Genomic DNA, 21,209 nt, shown 5'->3' on the forward strand with positions numbered 1-21,209 from the left:
AATGTCAACTCACTATATTACCATGCATATTCATTGCTCTAGAAACTAACTCATACCAACAATTTTGTGGCAGCTTATTACCACTTGACTGATAACCACATATCACTAAATGATCTTCTGCCCTGGTCATTGCCACATAAAGTAGTCTGATATATTCTTGTAAGTCTTTTTGTTGTTCCTGTTCCTTGAGAGCTTTAAAAAATTCTGGGCTATTAGATGATTGGAGGACAGAGAACATTTTGCCATCTTGATCCCAGATAAATTTATTGCTATTAGTTGGCACTGAACTAGTATCACACAGGATAACAATCGGTGCTTGTAGACCTTTAGAAGCATGGACGGTCATGACTTTTATCTTACTTGACGATTCTAAGTTCCTTTTAATATCAATTTTGTTATTTTCAAACCAATAAACAAAGCTTTGCAGAGAGCTATCGATATTATTAGTATAATTGCTACTTAAATATATCAATTCATTTATTACATCATTACTATCAAATCCATTAGATTCAACTAGGATTTTTCTAATATCCAAACAATCGACAATCAATGAGAAAAAATTCCCACAATTGGCAACTTTGTATATTTGTAAAAAATAACATAGTTTATTATATATATTTGTATATTCTGGTATATTTTGCAGATATTCCCATATAGAATTTTTGCCACGAGAAATTGCAAGCAACTGTAGTTCTTGTTCACCCATGCCGATTATTGGGGATTTTAATAGACCAATCAAATTCAAATCGTCTTGAGGTAGTAGCACAAATTTTGCTATGGCTATTAAGTCTAATACTGACAAACTTTTATCTAAAGTGATTCGGTCAACATCTTCTACTTGTAAACCATGTTGCTTAAGACAATTAATAACTTCAAAAACCAACTCATCTCTCTTACGTACCAAAATCATAAAATCTGATTCTTTAACTTCGGAATTAGTGGCATGTAAGATTCTTTGGCTTGCTATCTGGCTTTTTATAAAATTAGCGATTTGTTCCGCAAGTACTTGCTGAGCAGATTTGGATTTATTATGCTCTTCTGGTAAGGGCCAAAATAATTTAGTCTCTTTCCCTCTAACTAGTGGCCAGAGTTCTACTATACCTTTATCATTTTGACGAAATGGCAAAATTTTAGGATTCTCAGAGGTAAATAATTGAGGGGTAGTGTTTTTAATTTGTTGTAAAATTAGATAGACAATATCGATAATTTTTTCAGTAGACCTATATGACCATTCAAGAGTAATATTTTTGAAATTCTTATTTGCCTCAGAGAATTTTTTACATAAATTTGCATTAACAGAATTAAAAGAGCTAAGATTTGCTCCTTGGAAGCTAAAAATCGACTGCTTTTCATCACCCACAACAAAAATAGTACTCTTTTTATGCTTAGTGGTAGAATAAAACTCTGCTATAATTGCAGTGATAATGCTCCATTGTTCAGGGCTAGTATCTTGTGCTTCATCAACAAGCAAATGCTCAATCCCACCATCAAGTTTATATGACACCCAATTTTTGGTAGTATCATCTGTTAATAATAATTGTGTCAAATAAATTAAATTATCATAATCCAGTAAGCTGTTCTCAGTTTTATAGGACTCATATTTATCAAGAAAAATTTTTGCTAAATTACACAACAAATTTGAATAATTTTCCATATCTTGCATTTTAGTTTGCTGCTCTAACTGAAAAACTTTTTCTTGAATATATTCAAGTTCATTCAATAATTTTGGATAGTTTGTTGCTATAGATTTAGGCAACATATTCTTACGCTTAGTACCTTCTTTAGTAAGAAAAAATAGTTGAATTTCTTGATCCAGGTTAATAGCTATTGAGTATTTTGCAAGTAATTGCCAAGCATGGCTATAAAGTTCTGATAATTGCTCAGGAACATAAGAATTAATAGTTTGATGTTCTTTGTAATCCACTTGCTTAGCAAATAGTTTCTTAAACTTAATCTTTTGCTGGATTATTTCAGAAAAAATATCATTGATGGTTACTTCATGGAAGTTTGTCAAAAAGAAACTAATCAGCTCATTATAAGTTGGATCTAAATAGATTTGGTTTCTTATTTTGTTAACAACCCCTGAGGCTGTAATATCATCAAGAATCTGAAATTCTGGATTGATACTCGATTCTAAAGGAAATAATTTAAGCATCTTTTGACAAAAAGCATGAATAGTATAAATGTTAATCCCATCTTCAGAGTTTAATAACCTGTAATATAAAGTTTTGGTATATTGTACCTCACTTTCTGAAGGCTCCCTAGTAAGTAATAAACTTAACTCTTTCGTCAATTTAGCAGTTCCATCTACAGCAAATTTAGCAAGTTTATTTCTAATTCTATTCTGCATTTCAAGGGCAGCTGCATTAGTGAAAGTTAGGCATAAAATTTTGTTAAATTCCACCCCTTTAATCAGCAATCTGAGCACTCTATCTGTTAAAATTTTGGTTTTGCCTGTACCGGCTGAGGCAGAAACCCAAACAGAATATTGGGGATCTGATGCTTGTTGTTGTAATTCATTCATTTTATAAAAAGAGTCCTACTATTTAAAGCAAAAATATACAGCCCTTTTATTTTTCTTTTGCCCATAAATCCATATCATATTGTTTACAATACTCAAACATAGATACAGTATTAGGATAATTTATGCCAAACTCCTTTACTTGCGGTTTACCAAAAAATTTATAACTAGATAAGTCTTTTGCTTTACATGATGCTTTAGCTCCTTGACTATATAAGTAACTCACTTGAGCCACATTTTTACGATTATCCCTATATAAATAATGATATATGCTATAAGCCTTCTTGTAGGATTCTATAGCTGCTTTTATGTTATCTTGAGCAAATAAAATATTACCTTGGACTACATAACTTGCTGCTAAATCTGGATCTTCCGAATAATTTGCATTTTTAGGATTCCTACGGTCATCGGCTAAAAATATGGAGATAGCCTTATTAACATGATCTGAGGCTTGGTCTAATTTACCTAGTCCTAATTCACTACTTGCCATTTGGGTAAAAATGCGACCTAATATTTCAGGAGGTGCTTTTTGGGAAGATTTACACAAATTGTATAATTTCTCAACTTGAATATATGCTTTTGGGTATTCTTTAAGATAATTTAATAGTTCTACTTTAAGTAAATAAGGATTGACAAGAAATAGGTCATCAGGACTTAGTCCATTTTTAATGGATATTTCTATAATTTTATTAGTTTGCTCTAATGATTCAGTATATTTACCTTGTACAAATAATAATTTTGCTCTAGCACTATGTATATATCCTAAGTCACTTTTATCTGCTAAACCTTCATTAAACATTTGTTCTATAATTTTAATGTTTTTTTCTGCTTCTTGAATCTGTCCTAATGCAATATTACATATTGCTAAACTATAAAATAAAGTCCATTTAAAAGATTCATAACCTTTCACATTATCAAATATTTCTTTCGCTCTTATAAAATATTTTATTGCCATCTTATAATTAGAATAGCCCCTATGATACCCACCTATTGCTTGTACATAACTTGCATATGCACATTTTTTATCATTATTCATTAACCATAATTTAAACTTTCCTTCCTGATAAGCTTTATTAAACCAATTAACCTTTTTTTCTGCATTATAATAATCAAGAGAATTATGATATTGAAGCATTATTTGAAAATTAAGCTCCATAAGTTTATATATATTTGAATTATATTTCTCTGAATTTTTTAAAATTATTTCAAGATTTTCTTGGATAGTTTTAGCACTTCTAAAAATACGAGCTTGTATTACATTCTTTGGTACAGAATTTATTAATTTGGTAATGATATCCTCTAAATAAGCTTTATTACCCTCGCTACAATCAATCTCAGCTATTTTTTGAGCAATAACATCGTGCATTTCAAAGATCGGATTATTTTCATTAGAATCAATGTTAGATATTAAGGCAAATTTAGACAGTTGATAAATATCATCATTCAATGTACTTTGATCATCAGTAATAATTTTTAAAAGTTCTTTTGAAAAACCTTGATTATTTATTAAGGCTATTTTATTTAGTAATTTTTTAGCATTTGGCTTTAATTCCTTGATAGCTAACATAATATTTAATTTAATTTTGTCTGCTGATTGTTGAATTTTTTTTCTTATATTTTGTTATATCTAAACCTTGTATATTATTTAATAATTGTGTCCCTTGTACTATTAGAATAGGATAACCAGCAAATTCTTTGCTCAAGAATTCTGCTAATTTTGGATCATTATTTTCCAGAATATTATTAGCAAGAGTAATGGCATCACTTCTTTTAAAGGCAGTCATTTTGATTACGTTAGGTAATCTTTCACTATCTTGGGAACAAAATATAACATGTCCGTTATTTTCCCAATCAACAAATTCTTGAACTTTTTTATTTTCACTGACTTTCAGATTATCAAATATCAATAACCATTTATCTTGATTCGATAAATAGCTTATTACTTCTTGTTGTACTAACCTCATATCTTCTGATACTAGATTAGATTTAGCAGTACTATTAATAGCTTGAGCTAGCTTTAGAAACTCTTGATTAATATCTAAATTACAGTCAATAAACCATATGAGTTTATAATTATTTTGATTCTCATAACAATACATTCTAGCAAGTTGGGTTTTCCCCATACCACTAGTTCCTATAATACTTGCTTGTCGATGTTTATCTAAATTATGTTTGAGTAGTTTTATTTGTTTAGTATGATCGACAAAATAAGTAACTGGTGCAACAAAATTAGATATAGATATTTGTTGAGCTAATGAATTAAGAGGCATTATAAATATCAGTAGTAATATAAAATATTTACTCATTTCTTTTGCTAGTTATAAGTTGCTGAAAAATTAGTTGCCTCACAATGTTATTTAACTATACTCTTTGATTATTGTCAACTATTGATTCTACGGTTGCATATTATTTGGTATAGACATTCAATATTTTCTTTGGTACAGTAGGAGGCTGCTTACAATAGACCTCTTGCATAACCTAATCTAATTGGTAATTTTGTTGTCAAAACTCGTCTCCGTTCCTCACGTACATCTTAGTATGCTGCGGTACTCGACTTCGTTTTTCCTAAAAATTCCTCAATTATCTTTAGGTTATGCAAGAGGTCTAATAACTAAAAGTAATTCTATATTTGGTTAACGCCATTGCTTCGTTGGTTTACGCTTTTTTGCGATGACTTCTGTTGGTTATAGATAAATACTAAAGGTTAGCTATATTTTTATGCCAAACAGATTAACTGAGGAATATATGAACATACTAAGAACTCTTGTAAGATTAAACCATTTTTGTTTATTACTATTTATGACGAGTATATTTTATGCTGGCTTTTCATACGCTAGTTACACCATTTATATTACTTCAGACGATGGATCGCTTAGAGGAACAGAAAATGTCGTTGCGGTTATGACTAAAGAAAAGATACCCGTTACCATGTTTATGGTAGGATTACACTACGATTCTAGTAGTTGGTCAAAGGATATTGTGAGTTTAGCTAAGAAGAGTCCTTTTATTCAGATAGGGAATCACAGTTATTCTCATGCTCATAATCGCTATCAGCAATTTTATCGCGATATTCCATCGGTAATTAATGATCTTAAAAAGAATAATGATACGCTAGGTTTAAAAGGTTCCCATATTGATACTAGACTTCCTGGGAGAAATGTATTCCGTCTTCCTAACTTAACTAGAGATGATCCGTATATTTCAAAACAGGAAGATCAAGTTGAAAAGATAGATGATGATGCTATATACAAGAATGATTTTTACCTATATGGATGGGATTTAGAATGGACTCACTATAATAATGGTTGCCCTATACAATCTGTTGAGCATCTAGTAGAGGAGATAGATGCTAAATTTGCAAAAAAAGATACTGCATTACCTAATAAATTAATTTTATTAATGCATGATGAGATGTTCCAAGATTGCTTCAATGGTAAAGAAAATTTACAAAATCTAATTAATGCATTACGCAAGAAGAATTATAAATTTGATTTCATTAGAAATTATAATAACTCTCGCTAATAGCGAAAAAGCTATATAATATTATATAACTTGAATTGGCAACGTTATAAATCCGATTAATATTTAGCCTCAGAGCCACTTTATTGGCATTGAAGCAATCCAAAAAAAACTATTAAATGGATTGCTTCGTCGGCTTGTGCCTCCTTGCAATGACGTTTGGGGTGCATACTCGGCACTAATTCAGGTTAATTGACTATATCTGTGTAGGAGCGTAACAGATGTGATAAAACTCAAATTTATCCGCCATTTAACAATTCACCATATTTTAATTGATATACTCTATGCATTTTACTTGCCATTTCATGATTATGAGTTACCACAATAATAGAAGTATTCTTTTGATTGACAGTTTTGAGCAATAAGTTAAAAACCTCGTTAGCTGTATTAGGATCTAGATTACCGGTAGGTTCATCAGCTAAAATAATTTGAGGATTATTAATTAAACTACGGGCAATAGCTACTCTTTGTTGTTCGCCACCAGATAACTCACCCGGCATGTTATGTATTTTATTAGCCAGTCCTAACTCTACTAATAACTCTTCTGCTTCCCTAAAAGCTGATTTATGATTATTACCAGCAATCAATTTTGGCATTGCTACATTCTCTAAGGCAGTAAAATCTTTGAGTAAATGATGTCGTTGATAGATAAAACCTATATTATGCAATCTTATTATATGAGCATAATTCTGGGAATAATTTATTGAATTTATTTCTACCACACCACTATTCGGGGTATCAAGTAAACCAGCTATATGTAGTAAAGTTGACTTACCACTACCAGAAGAACCTATTATGGCAACTAATTCCCCTTGCATTACAGTTAAGTTAACATTACTTAATACTTCAACAATAGATTTTCCCTGCTGATATTTTTTAGAAATATTTTTTAATGTTAATACAGCTTTATTCATAACGAAGGGCATCCACAGGATTCAATTTAGCAGCTTTATATGCCGGATAAATTGTTGCACAAAAACATAAAACTATAGAAATACTTGCCACTAATGTTATATCTTCCATTTTTACCTTCGATGGTAGACTATATAAATAATAAATTGCTGCTTCAAAAATTTTAGTACCAGTTATTTTTTCCAAAATATTTTTAATAGACTGAATATTATAAGCAAAGCTTGTACCCAATATTATACCTAAAACAGTACCTGGCACACCGATAAACATGCCGTTACAAATAAAAATAAGCATAATTTGCCTAGTACTTGCACCAATAGTACGAAGTACTGCAATATCTGAGGTTTTGTCTTTAACCAACATAAACAAGCTAGAAACGATGTTAAAGGCTGCTACCATAATAATTAAGGAAAGAATAGTAAACATTGCTACTCTTTCAACAGCTAAAGCATTTAGAAACTGTAAATGCGATTTTTGCCAACTTATCACTCGTAATTTTGAGCCTAAAATATTTTGTATCTCCCAAGCAAAAACTCCCGCGTTACTCGGTTCTATTGTTATTACCTCGATTAGATTAATAACTTCACCAAAAGACAAGAAATTTTGTGCGGCAATAAGCGGCATTAAAATAGTTGCTGCATCATAATCATACGCTCCGCTAGTGAAAGTAGCCACAACCATGAACTCTTTAGATCTAGGCATACTACCAAAGGCAGTAGAAATTGAATTAGGAGAAATTAATTTTATTTTGTCTCCTGCTTGAATTCCTAGGTTATAAGCAAGTTCATTACCAATTGCCACCACATCTTTACCAGAAAAATCAGCAAAATCTCCGGTATTAACATTTTGTAAAATCTGATTTTTATATTTGAGTTCACTTAAATCTATACCTTTAATTACCGCACCACTATTTGCTCTGTTACCTAGTGCTAGAGCTTGACCCACAACGCTTGGAGAAATATGTTTTATATAATTCTTACTAAGTAACTTTTTGTTAATTTCATCATAATTTGCTATAGAACGTGATACTGGGGTTATGTTAATGTCACCATTAAGCCCAATAATGTTTTTAGTTAACTCATAATGAAAACCGTTCATAACGGACATAACTACGATCAATGCAGCAACGCCAATGGTTACACCGATCAAAGAAAAACCAGAGATAATAGAAATAAATCTCTCATTCTTCTTGGCTCTAAAATATCGAACTGCTACTTTTAGAATAAAATTATTTTTTATCATTATTATAATTCAGATTTATTAAAAATCTTATCTTCTTGCAATAGTTTATAACAGAAAATCAATGCTATAACTATAGTGATACACATAACAATTGCTAATGACGTAAAATTACCCTGATAAAAATAGCTAGCCAATTGCAAACATATTGCTGTAATAATCAATCTTCCTGAGGTAAATATAGCACTAAACCTGGCTTTAGCCTTTGGTATGCTATCTAAGGCAAGAGGTAATAATATATTACAAGGAAATATGCTACCAATTGCCACTAATTGTACTACTATTGTTATTGTTAATGGATCATTAGTTTTAAGTATAATCAAAATTATAGCAGCAATTATAAAAGATACCAGTGCTGCAATACTAAAGAAAAAACATTTTTTCTGTCCAAACTTGTTTAATAAATACCCATTGCTAAAACTAAAAGCTGAAAATATTGCTGCCAATGCTCCTTGATATAGACCAAATTGTTGAATAGGAACCCCTAAATCTCGCATATACAAGATAGGAGCAATACCAATAAACACCCAATAAGCTTGAAATAAAAAAATCAGGGTTATTAGATAATAGATAGCTTTTTTAGACTTAAAGACTACGCTATATTCTCTTAGGGATATTTTTACATTATCATTTGCCTGCCCTTTGGGAATAAATAATATGCCGATTATCAAACACAAGACTCCCAATATTAACAGTATAGCAAAATTACCTCGCCAACTAAGCAAAAAATTTACATAACTTCCTACTACCGGTGCAAAAGCCATAGCTAAGCTAATAGTACCATTGATAGTTCCCACCATTTGTTGTTGTTGTTCGACCGAATATATATCAGCGAGTACTGGATAGCAAAGCACCGCTACTCCAGATATACCAACCCCTTGCAGGAATCTACCAAATAATATCATGTAATAATCGATGGCAAACAAGCAAAGTACACTGCCAATCACAAATATTACAAGACCTATAAGAATAATTACTCTTCTACCAAACCTGTCTCCTAAATTTCCAACAATTAGGGCGGTAACACATTGGGATATAAGATTTATTCCTAGTAGGAATTCGACCTTAAAAGTAGAAATATTAAAGGCATCTTGTAAATCTGGAAAACTAGGGACAAATAAATCTACCTCAGCCCCAGCCAAAATTTCCATAATTATAATAGCAATAAACAAATTCATAAAACCACACTTTCGGATTAGAAAATGAATATATATTATATTTGAAACATGTCTAATAGTTTTCAACTTATTTTGCGGGTCTGTTTCCACAGAAATAACAAGAATTCAGCTATAACTAAGGAATGCAACGGGAGAATAACAAGAAGACGAAACGTCCAGGAATGATACCACTTTTCACAGCATCGAAAGAAAGAGCTGGTATAGAAAATATCCTATACCAGCCTGTAGAAGAAAAGAAATTATTTCTTTTCTTCTTTCTTGTCGTCTTTTTTCTTCGTGTTTGTTGTATCTTGGTCACCCGCATTTTCTTCTTGTTGCTGATCCGTAGCAGTTGAATCTTTTTTATCAGAAGGCGAACTCGCAGCAAAAGCAGAAATAGAGAAAGCCAAAGTTAGAATAATAGTTAGTAAATTTTTCATAGTAAACCTCATTTTTTGTACTGGTGATTCTAGCTTAAAATGTATAATATTCAAGTCAAATAATAGATAAAATTGTTTTCTTACATAAAAATAAATTATTAATATGATAACTATGTGTCATTTTAGTTAATCTATACTATAATTTATATGATTTTTACTGGTATAGTTAATTGATAAGAAATTGGGGGCGTTGTTGCTCAATGCTTGCCTATTACTTAACCTCAGTTTGATGTAAGAGGAAGGTTGAGATTGTTTAATTTTCCAAAAGCTACAGAAATTTTATTAGGCTTAAAAACATAGGCAAGCAGTCCAGCTAATACGTTAGTTTGAAAATTCATAACAGATCTATGGCTTGTATGGTCTATATGACAAAGGTTTTTTAGTTGATCGTTAATGGTTTCAATAATATACCTTTTATTTAAAAACCGCTTTTTAATAGGATCTATTATTCTTTCTTTCATATTACTTTTAATTTTTGTTATTAGTTCTAAAGCTTGATTAGCAAGGGATTGAGTGAGTTTTTTACTGATATACCCACGATCACCAAAAAGCCAGCCTTGTAATTTATCTACTAAATTTTCTACCACTGCTCTATCATCAACATTTCCTGGAGTTAAAGAAAAACTCATAATCTCTCCGCAACTGTTAATGACAATATGTAGCTTACAACCAAAGAACCACCCAGTGGAAGTCTTACCTCTTTTTGCTATGTCTTTGAATACTTTATGTCTATTAATTCTTAAATTAGGGCAAGCAGGAAGTTTAGTAGAGTCGATATAATATTGACCAGTTTGTTTTCCTGATAGGCTTTTTAGCAGTAATACCATGGGCATGAAGCTCATTGGCATTAACTGAACAAAACGACTATAGCTCACAAGTTTTGGAAATTCCTTTCTATAACTTTGACATAGGCAGCATAAATAAAAATCTTTAAAGGTACGGTAGTGACTCAAGTGAAACATTACTATAATAGTAATAATCTCTGAGAGTCCTATACTGCAAACTACTTTACGCTTACGGTTAGGATTTGGTAATATATATTTATTTTGCTCCGTATCAAAATGCTTGCAAAAATCATCAATTAAGCCGAAAATCTCCGTAAGAGGGATCATAATATATTCTCCAATTTTGTTGTTATTATTCGAGAACTTTATAATCCCTCCCTTCTTACTTTTCAAATATTCTTTCTCCTAACACACTAGTTTGAAAGAAGGTTTTATTTTTACCATAGCTCACCACCAACAGTTTGTTTATGTTATTACATAATGCTTAGCATTTTGTTTGGTGCTTACGTCAAACTCAGGTTAATTATATTATATATTAATTTTTCAAACTTTTGGGGTGTAAGCAAAGCAAACATAGGCTACCGCAAGAGCATCTGCTTCATCAAAATTACTGATAGCAACTGCCCCTGGTAGTAAAAGCTTAATCATTTGCAAAACCTGATTTTTTTCAGCGTGCCCATATCCCACTACTGATTTCTTAATAACATTAGGTTTAAATTCTCGAAAAGCAACATCATATCCTCCAATAAGTGACATAACCGCCCCTCTAGCATATCCCAATTTCAAAGATGATACACTATTCATATTAACAAAAGTCTCCTCCATCGCAACAATAACAGGTTGATATTGCGTTATTACCTTTTGCAAGGACGCCGTAATGAAAGCTAACCTTTTATGCATCAGCTCACTTGATTTAGTCTTTATCACCCCACTAGCTAAATATTTCAGAGGATCAGTATCAATTACTCCCCATCCCATACCAGCTAAAGATGGGTCAATTCCTAGTATAACCAAAATTACTCTCTCACTAATAGATTTTTATAAAAAATTATTTAATTCTTCAAATTATTTGAGTTGATATAGTCAATTCACGTTAATTCGGGATAAGGATTAGTAAAAATGCTTTAGCTATAACTAATACAAGATTTTGGATATGTATAAATTGCATTTCTGTGAATTCATACATTAATTGCTCTTCGTAGTGTATATATGTCTGCTATTTTTACTAATCCTTATCCCGAATTAACGTAATTCAGGAGAATTTGGGGCTAGCCTGAATATTGCATGAAAGAATAGAGACAAAACCCTTGTAATACTATATAATATCAGTGTTAAAAGAAGATTACATAGAGGGTTTTGCCATGACAAATTGTACAGGATTAATTTACCAATCGAAAGTAAAAAATCATCAAATAGAAATAAATTTCACAGGAGGTAATATTAACCTCAGTTTGATGTAAGAGGAAGGTTGAGATTGTTTAATTTTCCAAAAGCTACAGAAATTTTATTAGGCTTAAAAACATAGGCAAGCAGTCCAGCTAATACGTTAGTTTGAAAATTCATAACAGATCTGTGCCTTGTATGGTCTATATGACAAAGGTTTTTTAGTTGATCGTTAATGGTTTCAATAATATACCTTTTATTTAAAAACCGCTTTTTAATAGGATCTATTATTCTTTCTTTCATATTACTTTTAATTTTTGTTATTAGTTCTAAACCTTGATTAGCAAGGGATTGAGTGAGTTTTTTACTGATATACCCACGATCACCAAAAAGCCAGCCTTGTAATTTATCTACTAAATTTTCCACCACTGCTCTATCATCAACATTTCCTGGAGTTAAAGAAAAACTCATAATCTCTCCGCAACTGTTAATACGTCAATTCGGGATAAGGATATTGTGAACATGTAGATTAAAATCAAATTTTGTTGAAGGTTTATTTTTCTTTAATGAGTAAGCAACAAGAGTAGATAATATATGGACAAAGGCATTTATTGGTGATCTATGTCTAGTATGTTCAAGGTTCATTTTATTTTTTAGATAATCAAAAACTGTTTCAATTAAGTTACGCTTTCGAAGTAAGATTTTTTCTTTCAAATCCATTAATTTATTTTCCATATTCTTCTTAATTCCATGAATCATTTTTAAGCCTCTTTCATATAAATTTAAGAACAAATTTTGCTTAATATAACCTTTATCAGCTGCTATAATTCCAGTTAATCTTTTTGTTAACTCCGGTACTGGAACCCTATCATCTACATTGCCTTTGGTCACTTTTAATGCCATAAACTCCCCTTTATTATTGATTATTACATGTAATTTAAAACCATAAAAATACCCCATAGAGGATTTACTATGTTTGGCTAATCCTTTAAAAACTTTATTGCTATAACGCCTTTTATTGTGACAAGCTTTAATCGTTGTAGAGTCAATAAAATAAATACCTGTTTCCTCACCAAACAACAAATGAATCAACATATTTAGCGGTATGAATAATCGTGCCATTAATTCAACAAATCTATTATAACTCAAGGCTTTGGGAAAATCATCCTTATGCATGCACTCTATATAACTTTTATAGAAAAATTTAAAATTCTTAGCATAGGATGTATGAAACATAATTATTATTGTTAACATTTCACTTAGACTCATGCTACAACAGCGATTTCTTTGCTTATTTGATGGTAATAACTTTCTCTGTTCATACTCCAAATAAATTTTACAAAAATCATCTATAAAACTATATAATTCTGTGATATCTTTTTTCATGCCTGTAGTTTGTTTTTTTGTTTAAAAATATAAATACTGCAGGCACTCCTTTTTGACAATCCTTTTATCTATTACTATTTCATCTATATCTTATCCCGAACTGACGTGTTAATGACAATATGTAGCTTACAACCAAAGAACCACCCAGTGGAAGTCTTACCTCTTTTTGCTATGTCTTTGAATACTTTATGTCTATTAATTCTTAAATTATGGCAAGCAGGAAGTTTAGTAGAGTCGATATAATATTGACCAGTTTGTTTTCCTGATAGGCTTTTTAGCAGTAATACCATGGGCATGAAGCTCATTGGCATTAACTGAACAAAACGACTATAGCTCACAAGTTTTGGAAATTCCTTTCTATAACTTTGACATAAGCAGCATAAATAAAAATCTTTAAAGGTACGGTAGTGATTCAAGTGAAACATTACTATAATAGTAATAATCTCTGAGAGTCCTATACTGCAAACTACTTTACGCTTACGGTTAGGATTTGGTAATATATATTTATTTTGCTCCGTATCAAAATGCTTGCAAAAATCATCAATTAAGCAGAAAATCTCCGTAAGAGGGATCATAATATATTTTCCAATTTTGTTGTTATTATTCGAGAACTTTATAATCCCTCCCTTCTTACTTTTCAAATATTCTTTCTAACAAACTGGTTTGAAAGAAGGTTTTATTTTTACCATAGCTCACCACCAACAGTTTGTTTATGTTATTACATAATGCTTAGCATTTTGTTTGGTGCTTACGTCAAACTCAGGTTAATTAAGTATTAGAATATGTCACGAAATCAAAAACATCCAGGCTCAAAAGATTTGAGCATGCCAATTATTATTTTAGTAGAACCTCAAATGGGCGAGAATATCGGTGCCACTGCCAGAGCAATGAAAAATTTTAATGCTTCAGAGTTGAGAATTGTTATGCCTAGAGATGGTTGGCCAAACAAACAGGCACGTAGTGTAGCGGTATCGGCGATAGATATTATAGATGATGCTAAGATTTATGATGGTTTAGAAGCGAGTATCGAAGATATTGATTATTTATATGCAACAACTGTAGCATCACGTAATATCAATAAAGATTATGTTCTGTCAGAGAATTTAAGTCAAGATTGTCCGGCAGATCTTAAGGTAGGCATTATGTTTGGTCGTGAAAATTGTGGTTTGCAAAATAAAGAAATTACTTATGCTCACAAAATTATTAATATTAATACCGGAGATTTTAATTCTCTGAACATTGCCCAGTCGGTAATTATTATATGTTATGAGTTGTTTCGTAATAAACAGTCGAGAGTAAATGTTACTAATGAACAGGAGTTAGCGTCAAGAGGTGAATTAGGATATTTTTTTGAACATTTATTTACTGAATTAAATAATAAGAATTTTTTTAAAGTTCCTGAGAAGAAATTACACATGACGCAAAATATTATGAATATTTTTACTCGTATAGATAAATTATCTAGTGCAGAATTGCAAACTTTAAGGGGGTAATTGCAACTTTAAGTTCATAAAAATAGCTAATATAGTTAAGTTTATTAAAAACACTTTGCTTTTATGAAAAAATTAGCTATAATTCCACCTGTTGCCTCTTAATAGTGAAAGTGGTAAAGTATATAGTTTTTCCATAACTTTAAGGATTTAGTATATAATCTTATCATTTTAAAAGTTAATAAACTAAGAGTCAAAAGAAATAATTTTGGAGTATTGGATGCCAACAAATAATCAATTAGTCCGTTTTGGAAGAAAGTCGAAGGTTCGTAGAACAAAATCCCCGGCTTTGGATTCCAATCCATTTTTGAAAGGTGTTTGTGTAATAGTGAAAACTGTTACTCCTAAGAAGCCTAACTCTGCTCTTCGTAAGATGGCACGTGTTCGCTTAAGTAATGGGCAGTATGTCAATGCTTATATACCTGGTGAAGGGCATAATTTACAAGAACACTCAACAGTGTTGGTTAGAGGCGGAAGGGTTCCTGATCTTCCGGGTGTTAAGTACCATATAGTACGTGGTGCTTATGATACTCAGGGTGTAAAAAATCGTAAACAAGGACGCTCACGTTATGGTACGTCAGCGAAGCAGCAAGCTGTAAAAAAATAATTTGAAATAGAGAGATAAGATGTCACGTCGTCATGCCGCAGAGAGAAGGGTTGTCTTGCCTGATATGAAGTATAATAGCCCTTTGCTTGCTAGGTTCATTAATAACATTATGAGAGAAGGGAAAAAAGCTCTAGCTGAAAAGATAGTATATTCTGCTTTTAATAAGATAGAGAAAAAGCATAAAGTAGACCCTTATGAAACTTTCAATAATGCGATGAATAATGTTAAGCCATATCTTGAGGTTACGTCAGTAAGGGTAGGGGGGGCAAACTATCAAGTCCCGTCTCCTGTTGATGAGAAAAGGGGATATGCACTTGCATCACGTTGGATTATTAATGCAGCAAATAAACGTTCTGAGAAGATGATGATTGATAAGTTAGCTGAGGAACTATTTGAAGCATCAAATAGTAGAGGCGTTGCTATTAAAAAGAGAGAGGATACTCATAAAATGGCTGAAGCTAATAAAGCTTTTGCTCATTTTAGTCCTAAAAAATCGCAACCAAGGTAATAAGCTATATGTCAACTACTGAATTTTCTCTTGCTAACACCCGTAATATCGGGATTTGTGCTCATATTGATGCTGGTAAAACTACTACAACCGAGCGTATTCTTTTCTATACTGGCAAATCACATAAGATTGGTGAAGTCCATGAAGGTGGTGCTACCATGGATTGGATGGAGCAAGAGCAAGAGCGTGGTATTACCATTACTTCTGCTGCTACTACCTGTTATTGGCAAAATAAAAGAATTAACATTATTGATACACCAGGTCACGTAGATTTTACTATAGAAGTAGAAAGATCTCTGAGGGTTCTTGATGGGGCGGTAGCGGTATTTGATGGGGTGGCTGGTGTTGAGCCACAATCAGAAATAGTATGGAGACAGGCTGATAAATATGAAGTGCCTAGAATGTGTTTTGTCAATAAGATGGACAGAATGGGTGCTAATTTTTATCAGTGTGTGGAAATGATTAAAGATCGCCTTGGGGCAAAACCCTTGGTCATTCAGTTGCCAGTTGGTATTGAAGAAAATTTTAAAGGAGTTATTGACCTAATTAAGATGAAGGCAATAATCTGGAAAGATGAAGCTCTTGGTGCTGAATATGCATACGAAGATATTCCTAGTGATATGCTAGAAAAAGTCGAAGAATATCGTGCTTTGCTTGTTGAAATGGTTGCTGAAATTGATGATCATTTAATGGAAAAATATTTGTCAGCTGAAGAGTTTACGGAAGAAGAAATTAAATCAGCAATAAGGAAAGGAACAATCGATAGAGCTTTTTTCCCAGTATTATGTGGTAGTGCTTTTAAAAATAAAGGTGTACAACCCTTGTTAGATGCAGTGGTTGATTATTTACCTTCACCGGTTGATATTGGAACCGTTAGGGGAATAGAGGTTGATTCTGGAGAAGAAAAAGATTTTAAAATTTCAGCGTCTGAACCTCTTGCTGCTTTAGCATTTAAAGTAATGACTGATCCATTTGTTGGATCTCTTACGTTTGTTAGGATTTATTCTGGTAAGATTAGTTCTGGTGTTACTGTGATTAACACGGTAAAGAATCAAAAGGAACGAGTAGGTAGAATGTTGCTGATGCATGCTAATGAAAGGGAGGATGTTAAGGAAGCTTTGGCAGGAGATATTGTTGCCTTGGCTGGTCTGAAGAATACCACTACTGGTGATACTTTATGTGGCATGGATAAGCAGGTTGTTTTGGAGAGAATGGAATTTCCTGAACCGGTTATTGAACTAGCTGTAGAACCAAAATCAACTGCCGATCAAGAAAAAATGGGAATGGCATTATCTAGGTTAGCTGCTGAAGATCCATCTTTTAGAGTGTCAACTGATCAAGAAAGCGGTCAGACTGTTATTAAAGGTATGGGAGAGCTGCATTTAGAGATCATGGTTGATCGTATGAAGCGTGAGTTTAAGGTTGAGGTTAATGTTGGAGCTCCACAAGTAGCTTATCGTGAGACAATTACTAGCAAATGTGAGATTGACTATACACATAAAAAACAATCTGGTGGAGCTGGACAATTTGCCCGGGTTAAAATAATATTTGAGCCTCAAGAAGCTGGAGAAGGATTTCTTTTTGAAAGCAAAATCGTTGGTGGAGCTATACCAAAAGAATTTATTCCTGGTGTTGAAAAGGGTCTAAATAATATTAAGGATACGGGGGTAGTTGCTGGTTATCCAATGATTGATTTCAAAGCAACTTTGATAGATGGAGCATTCCACGATGTGGATTCAAGTGTATTAGCGTTTGAGATAGCTACTAAGGCTGCTTTTAGGGAAGGAATGCCAAAAGGTAATCCAAAGTTACTTGAGCCAATTATGAAAGTGGAAGTGATTACTCCAAATGAATATATGGGTGATATTATTGGCGACCTAAATAGCCGTAGAGGACAAATGCAAAGCATGGATCCAAGGGGTAATGCACAGGCGATAATTGCCAATGTACCTCTAGCTGAAATGTTTGGTTATGTTAGTACTTTGCGGTCTTTATCACAAGGTAGGTCTCAGTATAGTATGGTTTTTTCTCATTATGAGCAAGTGCCGTTACAGGTAGCTGAGACTATTAAAGGTAAAAAATAAAAATATTTTTCACATAAAGTATTAGTGGATCATATATGATGTGATATTATAATTTATAGCAATACATCGTCTATTAGCGAGGAACTACTCTAGTATGGATTGCCACGACCTACTTCCGTGGTTTCGCAATGACGCCTGGGGGATGTTGTAATCCTCAAACGTCATTGCGAGGAGACCGTAAGGTCGACGAAGCAATCCAGGAAAATAGTTAGAAATGGATTGCTTCGATCTACTTGCGTGGTTTGGCTAATAGACGTATATTTTAAAATTGCTGTGATTGTAATTTATTAAGAAATAGTTTGATTTTTTAATAAAAATGTGATAGGAGTGTAGCTCAATTGGTAGAGCATCGGTCTCCAAAACCGAAGGTTGCGGGTTCGATTCCTGTCGCTCCTGCCAATAAATGAGTTTGTATAATATGTTAAAGGAAAATAGAGTTTATAAATTTTATGAGCAAGTAAAGCAAGAAGTTCATAAAATTGTTTGGCTCGGTAAGAAGGAATTGATAACTTCAACTATTATAGTAGTGGTGGCTGTATTTATTTTTAGTATAATTTGTTTAGTATTAGACTACGGTATACATAGCATAATGCAGCTTTTACTTAATATTGGGAAGTAGAAAGAATAGGTTTAGGGAAAATTGTGGTGCAGTGGTACGTTATTCATACATTATCAGGCTCAGAAAAGCGTGTAAAGCAACTGATTCTTGATCAAATTGCCAAGCAAGGTATGTCGGAATTTTTTGAAGATATCGTGGTTCCGGTTATTGAAGTACCTGAAGTTAAGCGTGGTAAGAACGTTAAGACTGAAAAGAAATTTATGCCTGGTTATATTTTGATTAAAATGAAAATGACCGATGATACTTGGCATTTGGTAAAAAGTGTCACTAAAGTTACAGGATTTTTGGGTAGTAAAAGTATACCACAAGCTCTTAGTGAAAAAGAAGTACAAAATATTTTTAGCAAGCTTGAATCTGAAACTAAAGATGCTAGGGTTTCAAAATTATACGAAATTGGTGAAGCGATAATTGTTACTGACGGTCCATTTGAGACTTTTACAGGAGTTATAGAAGAAATTGATTATGACAAAAATAAATTGCGTGTGTCTATATCTATTTTTGGTAAAGCAACTCCTATAGAATTAAATTTTACGCAAGTTAGAAAAAATAGTTAGTTTGCTTTGTGGTGATTAATGGTCATTGCGAGCTGATGTATCCCCACGAAATTGTTGCAAAATAGCAAGAATTGATAGAATATCTTCATTATTTAATGATGATGGAGATAGTAGGTTATGGATGTAAAAACAGTATTAAATGAAGTAATAAAAGAACATTGTCCTTTTATACAAATAATCGTTTAAATGCGTTACTTGATGTTGCAGAAGGCTTGCGATATAGTCAGAATTTGTCTTTGAGTGCAATTGGCAGGAACTTGAGTGGTGATAGTAAAGTAAAACATAAAATAAAAAAAGTTGATAGATGTATAGGTAACAAACATTTATATAACGAGGTTGATAATCTCTATAGTGCTTTATCATATTTCATATTTGAGTTTATCAAGCATTCTAATGATGACAGTGTTGTGATTGATTTATGTTATCTTAAAGATGATCGCATGGTACAAATGCTAAGTGCTCAATTTTGTACAAGAGGGATGAGTTTACCTTTGTATCAAGATGTGTTTGAAGAAGGTGAATTAAAGGGCAGAACGGTAGAATTTTTAAATAAATTAAAGAGTATAATACCTGATGGAAAAAGGGTTATTGTGATTATGGACGCTGGCTTTCATATTGAATGGTTTAAGGAAATAGAAAAACAAGGGTGGAGTTGGGTGTGTCGGGTACGACAAGGAAAAGATTTAAAATTAGCTAAGAATGAGGATTGGATATCAGTTGAAAATTTCATGCCATCAATTGGTTCAAAAACGATGGAATGTGGTACGATTCTGCTAACCAAAGCTCATAAATATTCCTGCAGAATGGTTACAACTTGCAAAGTCCCTAAGGGTCGAGTGCAGAAGGTTAGCAGGAATCGTACTAGCAGTAAAACAGCAAATGGTTCATATAACAAAGCTGCAAAAGAACCTTGGATATTGGTAACTAACTTAAGTTCTGATGAATATAAGGGAGCGGAAATAGTGAGGTTATATAGCAAACGTATGCAAATAGAGGAGACGTTTCGAGTGATAAAAAGTCATAAATTTGGTCTTGCTGGAAGATATATTCGAACTTTAGATGTGAATAGATGGGGAGTTTTAATGTTACTATCTGCCATTGTTATTATAACATATTGGGTTATAGGTGTGGTAGGCTATAGCCAAGGTATGCAAAGAATTTTCCAACCTAACACAGTAAAAGATAAAAAGATTTATTCGTATTTTACCCTTGGGAAATTTATTATTGAATTTAATTATTTGCATGCCATAAAACCATTGGTAGAACCCCTGGCATCTATTATAAAGACGGAGCTTTGTCGTGCTTAATTTCGTGGGGATACATCAGATTGCGAGGAGGCGTGAAGCCGATGAAGCAATCTAGGGAAATGATTAGAAATGGATTGCTTCGACCATTACATGGTCTCGCAATGACGTATGATGTTATTGCAAGGAGCTACTAAAGTAGTTCTGAGCCATGACGTTAAGTTATTTTCTTTATGGCTTTTAAATGGCATGTGTAAGGAAAACAATATACCAATTGGTAAATAATTACCAATTAGCGTTAAATGAATAAAAATAGGATTATAATGGCAAAAAAAATAAAATCTTATATTAAGTTAACGGTGCCAGCAGGTAAAGCTAATCCAGCTCCGCCTATTGGTTCTACCCTTGGTCAAAGGAAGCTTAATATTATGGAATTTTGTAAGGCATTTAATGCTGCTACTCAAGGCTTTGAACCAGGTATGCCTATTCCAGTGCTAATTACTGCTTATGAAGATAATAGTTTTACTTTTGTAACTAAGACTTCCCCAGCATCGTATTATTTAAAACAATTTGCTAAAATTCCTAAAGGTTCTAGTGCTACTAAAAAAGAGGCATTTGTTGGTAAGGTTACCATGTCAGATTGTATGGAAATTGCCAAAATTAAGATGGTGGATCTTAATGCTGATAATTTAATAGCTGCCGCTAAAATTATTCGTGGTACTGCTGAATCTATGGGGCTTGAAGTAGTAGGAGATTAATAT

General features: G+C 32.4%; 20 protein-coding genes, 1 tRNA gene and 2 pseudogenes. 11 read left to right on the forward strand and 12 right to left on the reverse strand.

What is annotated here, in order from left to right; all coding sequences use genetic code 11:
* Window positions 1-4 precede the first annotated feature (4 nt).
* The 3 genes from NBW66_RS05935 to NBW66_RS05945 are packed head-to-tail and all read right to left on the reverse strand — an operon-like array spanning window position 5 to window position 4,827.
* Window positions 5-2,524, reverse strand: coding sequence for a UvrD-helicase domain-containing protein (locus NBW66_RS05935; protein ID WP_250312014.1), 2,520 nt, complete (start codon window positions 2,522-2,524; stop codon window positions 5-7).
* Window positions 2,525-2,570: 46 nt separating this feature from the next.
* Window positions 2,571-4,088 (reverse strand): tetratricopeptide repeat protein, encoded by a 1,518-nt coding sequence (locus tag NBW66_RS05940; RefSeq protein ID WP_250312015.1) that lies wholly within the window; start codon window positions 4,086-4,088, stop codon window positions 2,571-2,573.
* 10 nt (window positions 4,089-4,098) lie between these two features.
* The gene (locus NBW66_RS05945) at window positions 4,099-4,827 is read right to left on the reverse strand and encodes a hypothetical protein (RefSeq protein ID WP_250312016.1); all 729 of its coding nucleotides are present in this window, start codon (window positions 4,825-4,827) and stop codon (window positions 4,099-4,101) included.
* A 412-nt stretch (window positions 4,828-5,239) separates the two neighbouring features.
* Between NBW66_RS05945 and NBW66_RS05950 the strand changes: the two genes are divergently transcribed.
* A complete protein-coding gene (locus NBW66_RS05950) occupies window positions 5,240-6,043 on the forward strand; it encodes a polysaccharide deacetylase family protein (protein ID WP_250312017.1) in 804 nt (267 codons plus the stop codon).
* Between the two features lie 236 nt (window positions 6,044-6,279).
* Here the strand turns inward: NBW66_RS05950 and NBW66_RS05955 are convergent, their stop codons facing one another.
* The 6 genes from NBW66_RS05955 to ruvC all read right to left on the reverse strand — a co-directional run bounded on the left by NBW66_RS05955 (window position 6,280) and on the right by ruvC (window position 11,587).
* Window positions 6,280-6,954, reverse strand: a complete 675-nt coding sequence (locus tag NBW66_RS05955) for an ABC transporter ATP-binding protein (protein WP_250312018.1) — start codon at window positions 6,952-6,954, stop codon at window positions 6,280-6,282.
* Window positions 6,947-8,194: a lipoprotein-releasing ABC transporter permease subunit gene (locus NBW66_RS05960; protein WP_250312019.1), complete on the reverse strand. Its 1,248-nt coding sequence runs from the start codon at window positions 8,192-8,194 to the stop codon at window positions 6,947-6,949. Before NBW66_RS05960 ends, NBW66_RS05955 begins: the two co-directional genes overlap by 8 nt.
* Window positions 8,195-8,196: 2 nt before the next feature.
* On the reverse strand, window positions 8,197-9,369 hold the full coding sequence (locus NBW66_RS05965; protein ID WP_250312020.1) for a multidrug effflux MFS transporter: 1,173 nt from the start codon (window positions 9,367-9,369) through the stop codon (window positions 8,197-8,199).
* Window positions 9,370-9,608: 239 nt separating this feature from the next.
* Window positions 9,609-9,788 (reverse strand): hypothetical protein, encoded by a 180-nt coding sequence (locus tag NBW66_RS05970; RefSeq protein ID WP_250312021.1) that lies wholly within the window; start codon window positions 9,786-9,788, stop codon window positions 9,609-9,611.
* Between the two features lie 221 nt (window positions 9,789-10,009).
* Window positions 10,010-10,900: an IS982 family transposase gene (locus tag NBW66_RS05975; RefSeq protein WP_250312022.1), complete on the reverse strand. Its 891-nt coding sequence runs from the start codon at window positions 10,898-10,900 to the stop codon at window positions 10,010-10,012.
* Window positions 10,901-11,116: 216 nt separating this feature from the next.
* Window positions 11,117-11,587: a crossover junction endodeoxyribonuclease RuvC gene (gene ruvC / locus NBW66_RS05980; protein ID WP_250312023.1), complete on the reverse strand. Its 471-nt coding sequence runs from the start codon at window positions 11,585-11,587 to the stop codon at window positions 11,117-11,119.
* 314 nt (window positions 11,588-11,901) lie between these two features.
* Here ruvC and NBW66_RS14505 point away from each other — a divergent pair, with 314 nt between their 5' ends.
* A complete protein-coding gene (locus NBW66_RS14505) occupies window positions 11,902-12,033 on the forward strand; it encodes a hypothetical protein (protein ID WP_284346734.1) in 132 nt (43 codons plus the stop codon).
* Here NBW66_RS14505 and NBW66_RS05985 read toward each other — a convergent pair.
* The 3 genes and pseudogenes from NBW66_RS05985 to NBW66_RS05995 form a co-directional block, all read right to left on the reverse strand.
* Window positions 12,020-12,448 (reverse strand): annotated as a pseudogene (locus NBW66_RS05985) (IS982 family transposase); the annotation flags it as partial. The gene NBW66_RS14505 and the pseudogene NBW66_RS05985 overlap by 14 nt on opposite strands.
* A 3-nt stretch (window positions 12,449-12,451) precedes the next feature.
* Window positions 12,452-13,342 (reverse strand): IS982 family transposase, encoded by an 891-nt coding sequence (locus NBW66_RS05990; protein WP_250310582.1) that lies wholly within the window; start codon window positions 13,340-13,342, stop codon window positions 12,452-12,454.
* A 104-nt stretch (window positions 13,343-13,446) separates the two neighbouring features.
* Window positions 13,447-13,917, reverse strand: a pseudogene (locus tag NBW66_RS05995) (transposase); the annotation flags it as partial.
* Between the two features lie 207 nt (window positions 13,918-14,124).
* On the opposite strand from NBW66_RS05995, the gene NBW66_RS06000 reads away from it, so the two are divergent.
* The 9 genes from NBW66_RS06000 (at window position 14,125) to rplK (ending at window position 21,206) form a co-directional block, all read left to right on the forward strand.
* Window positions 14,125-14,835 (forward strand): RNA methyltransferase, encoded by a 711-nt coding sequence (locus tag NBW66_RS06000; RefSeq protein ID WP_250312025.1) that lies wholly within the window; start codon window positions 14,125-14,127, stop codon window positions 14,833-14,835.
* A 217-nt stretch (window positions 14,836-15,052) separates the two neighbouring features.
* The gene (gene rpsL, locus NBW66_RS06005) at window positions 15,053-15,439 is read left to right on the forward strand and encodes a 30S ribosomal protein S12 (RefSeq protein WP_250312026.1); all 387 of its coding nucleotides are present in this window, start codon (window positions 15,053-15,055) and stop codon (window positions 15,437-15,439) included.
* Between the two features lie 19 nt (window positions 15,440-15,458).
* Complete coding sequence (gene rpsG, locus NBW66_RS06010; protein WP_094648754.1) at window positions 15,459-15,947, forward strand: 30S ribosomal protein S7; 489 nt, start codon at window positions 15,459-15,461, stop codon at window positions 15,945-15,947.
* Window positions 15,948-15,955: 8 nt separating this feature from the next.
* Entirely contained in the window at window positions 15,956-18,031 is a 2,076-nt protein-coding gene (gene fusA / locus NBW66_RS06015) for an elongation factor G (RefSeq protein WP_250312027.1), read from the forward strand.
* A 323-nt stretch (window positions 18,032-18,354) separates the two neighbouring features.
* Window positions 18,355-18,430 (forward strand) — tRNA-Trp (locus NBW66_RS06020).
* A 19-nt stretch (window positions 18,431-18,449) separates the two neighbouring features.
* Window positions 18,450-18,650 carry a preprotein translocase subunit SecE gene (gene secE / locus NBW66_RS06025; RefSeq protein WP_250312028.1) on the forward strand — a complete coding sequence of 67 codons (201 nt, stop codon included), beginning with the start codon at window positions 18,450-18,452 and terminating at the stop codon, window positions 18,648-18,650.
* A 5-nt stretch (window positions 18,651-18,655) separates the two neighbouring features.
* Window positions 18,656-19,204, forward strand: coding sequence for a transcription termination/antitermination protein NusG (gene nusG, locus NBW66_RS06030; RefSeq protein WP_204839942.1), 549 nt, complete (start codon window positions 18,656-18,658; stop codon window positions 19,202-19,204).
* Window positions 19,205-19,362: 158 nt separating this feature from the next.
* Window positions 19,363-20,511 carry an IS4 family transposase gene (locus NBW66_RS06035; RefSeq protein ID WP_250312029.1) on the forward strand — a complete coding sequence of 383 codons (1,149 nt, stop codon included), beginning with the start codon at window positions 19,363-19,365 and terminating at the stop codon, window positions 20,509-20,511.
* A gap of 260 nt (window positions 20,512-20,771) precedes the next feature.
* Window positions 20,772-21,206 carry a 50S ribosomal protein L11 gene (rplK, locus tag NBW66_RS06040; RefSeq protein ID WP_094648771.1) on the forward strand — a complete coding sequence of 145 codons (435 nt, stop codon included), beginning with the start codon at window positions 20,772-20,774 and terminating at the stop codon, window positions 21,204-21,206.
* The last annotated feature ends 3 nt before the right edge of the window (window positions 21,207-21,209 follow it).

Origin of the sequence: Rickettsia endosymbiont of Oedothorax gibbosus, assembly GCF_936269705.1 — a bacterium.
GTDB lineage: Bacteria > Pseudomonadota > Alphaproteobacteria > Rickettsiales > Rickettsiaceae > Tisiphia.

What these genes read in the sequence shown, in the direction of transcription:
- NBW66_RS05935 (WP_250312014.1), bottom strand. Translation starts at nt 2,524, where the DNA reads ATGAATGAATTACAACAACAAGCATCAGATCCCCAATATTCTGTTTGG.
- NBW66_RS05940 (WP_250312015.1), bottom strand. Translation starts at nt 4,088, where the DNA reads ATGTTAGCTATCAAGGAATTAAAGCCAAATGCTAAAAAATTACTAAAT.
- NBW66_RS05945 (WP_250312016.1), bottom strand. Translation starts at nt 4,827, where the DNA reads ATGAGTAAATATTTTATATTACTACTGATATTTATAATGCCTCTTAAT.
- NBW66_RS05950 (WP_250312017.1), top strand. Translation starts at nt 5,240, where the DNA reads ATGCCAAACAGATTAACTGAGGAATATATGAACATACTAAGAACTCTT.
- NBW66_RS05955 (WP_250312018.1), bottom strand. Translation starts at nt 6,954, where the DNA reads ATGAATAAAGCTGTATTAACATTAAAAAATATTTCTAAAAAATATCAG.
- NBW66_RS05960 (WP_250312019.1), bottom strand. Translation starts at nt 8,194, where the DNA reads ATGATAAAAAATAATTTTATTCTAAAAGTAGCAGTTCGATATTTTAGA.
- NBW66_RS05965 (WP_250312020.1), bottom strand. Translation starts at nt 9,369, where the DNA reads ATGAATTTGTTTATTGCTATTATAATTATGGAAATTTTGGCTGGGGCT.
- NBW66_RS05970 (WP_250312021.1), bottom strand. Translation starts at nt 9,788, where the DNA reads ATGAAAAATTTACTAACTATTATTCTAACTTTGGCTTTCTCTATTTCT.
- NBW66_RS05975 (WP_250312022.1), bottom strand. Translation starts at nt 10,900, where the DNA reads ATGATCCCTCTTACGGAGATTTTCGGCTTAATTGATGATTTTTGCAAG.
- NBW66_RS05990 (WP_250310582.1), bottom strand. Translation starts at nt 13,342, where the DNA reads ATGAAAAAAGATATCACAGAATTATATAGTTTTATAGATGATTTTTGT.
- NBW66_RS06000 (WP_250312025.1), top strand. Translation starts at nt 14,125, where the DNA reads ATGTCACGAAATCAAAAACATCCAGGCTCAAAAGATTTGAGCATGCCA.
- rpsL (WP_250312026.1), top strand. Translation starts at nt 15,053, where the DNA reads ATGCCAACAAATAATCAATTAGTCCGTTTTGGAAGAAAGTCGAAGGTT.
- rpsG (WP_094648754.1), top strand. Translation starts at nt 15,459, where the DNA reads ATGTCACGTCGTCATGCCGCAGAGAGAAGGGTTGTCTTGCCTGATATG.
- fusA (WP_250312027.1), top strand. Translation starts at nt 15,956, where the DNA reads ATGTCAACTACTGAATTTTCTCTTGCTAACACCCGTAATATCGGGATT.
- secE (WP_250312028.1), top strand. Translation starts at nt 18,450, where the DNA reads ATGTTAAAGGAAAATAGAGTTTATAAATTTTATGAGCAAGTAAAGCAA.
- rplK (WP_094648771.1), top strand. Translation starts at nt 20,772, where the DNA reads ATGGCAAAAAAAATAAAATCTTATATTAAGTTAACGGTGCCAGCAGGT.